Source organism: Kitasatospora sp. NPDC096204 (genome assembly GCF_044763205.1).
Classification (GTDB): domain Bacteria; phylum Actinomycetota; class Actinomycetes; order Streptomycetales; family Streptomycetaceae; genus Kitasatospora.
The window spans coordinates 1-1,306 of sequence record NZ_JBIWFT010000105.1 but is presented as its reverse complement, the minus strand read 5'-3'; the positions used below and the strand labels follow the sequence as shown (position 1 = coordinate 1,306).

The 1,306-nt window shown below is 68.1% G+C and carries 1 protein-coding gene; it reads left to right on the top strand.

What is annotated here, in order from left to right:
• Nucleotides 1-76: 76 nt before the first annotated feature.
• A protein-coding gene (locus tag ACIQ87_RS40310; protein ID WP_402417253.1) for an IS3 family transposase occupies nucleotides 77-1,266 on the top strand; the annotation gives its coding sequence in 2 pieces (ribosomal slippage) (nucleotides 77-341 and nucleotides 341-1,266; 1,191 coding nt in all).
• Nucleotides 1,267-1,306 lie beyond the last annotated feature (40 nt).

Here is a 1,306-nt window from a genome sequence, read left to right as displayed (position 1 = left end):
CTGAGCTGCTCTGGCTTTCGTGGAGTCCCTGATGTCTGGGTTTGTTACGATCCAGGCGTAAGGAGAACCACGAGCAGTGCCAGCACCCCGTAAGTACCCGGATGAGCTCCGTGAGCGCGCCGTCCGCGAGGTCCGGTCGACCGGCCGGCCTGTCGCTCACGTGGCCCGTGACCTCGGCATTCACAAGGAGGCCCTGCGGTCCTGGGTCCGCCAGGCCGAGGCCGACGCAGGCGAGCGTGACGACCGCCTCAGCACCGTCGAACGCGACGAACTGAAGGAACTCCGCAAGGAAGTCGCCGAGTTGAGGCGCGCGAACGAGATCCTCAAGGCCGCCAGCGTGTTTTTTGCCCAGGAGATCGACCGTCCCCGGACGAGGCCGAGCAGGTGATCGACCACCTGCGTGACGGCTTCGGGGTCGATCCCGTCTGCCGGGTGCTGGACCTGTCGCCCTCGACGTACTTCGCGCGCAAGCAGCGGCCGAAGTCCGCCCGCCGGCTCCGCGACGAGGAGCTGATTCCGCTGGTCACAGCGGCGTGGGAGGACTCCGGTCGCACGTACGGCGCCCGCCGCATCACCCGCGCGCTGGTCCGCGCCGGCCACGCGGTGGCCCGCTGCACGGTCGAGCGGCTGATGCGGGAACTCGGGATCGAAGGCGTCATCCGCGGGCAGCGTCGCCGCACCACGGTCCCGGAGCCGGCCGCGCCGCGTCCGCCCGACCTGGTCAACCGTCGGTTCACCGCCGAGCGGCCGAACCAGCTGTGGCTGGCCGACCTGACCTACATCCGGACCTGGTCGGGCTGGGTCTACGTGGCGTTCGTCCTGGACGCGTACTCCCGTCGGATCGTGGGCTGGCAGGCCGCCACCCACATGCGCACGGACCTACCGCTGGACGCGCTGGAGATGGCGCTGTGGCGGCAGAAGATCAAGAAAGACGCCGGCCTCATTCATCACAGCGACCGCGGGTCGCAATACGTGTCCATTCGCTACACAGAGCGATTGGCCGAGGCCGGCGCCTCCGCGTCCGTGGGCTCCGTTGCCGACTCGTACGACAACGCGATGGCCGAGGCCCTGAACGGCACGTTCAAGGCCGAACTGATCGAGCATCAGGGTCCGTGGCGGGACTTCGACGAGGTCGAGCGGGCCGTCTTCCAGTGGGTCGCGTGGTACAACGGTGAACGACTCCACTCCGCCCTCGGCTACCTGCCACCCGACGAGTACGAACAGGCGCACTGGACGAGACTGGAGAAAGTCCCCCAGACCGCTTGATCACACGATCGCGGACTCCACGAAACTCGGGGCAGCTCAG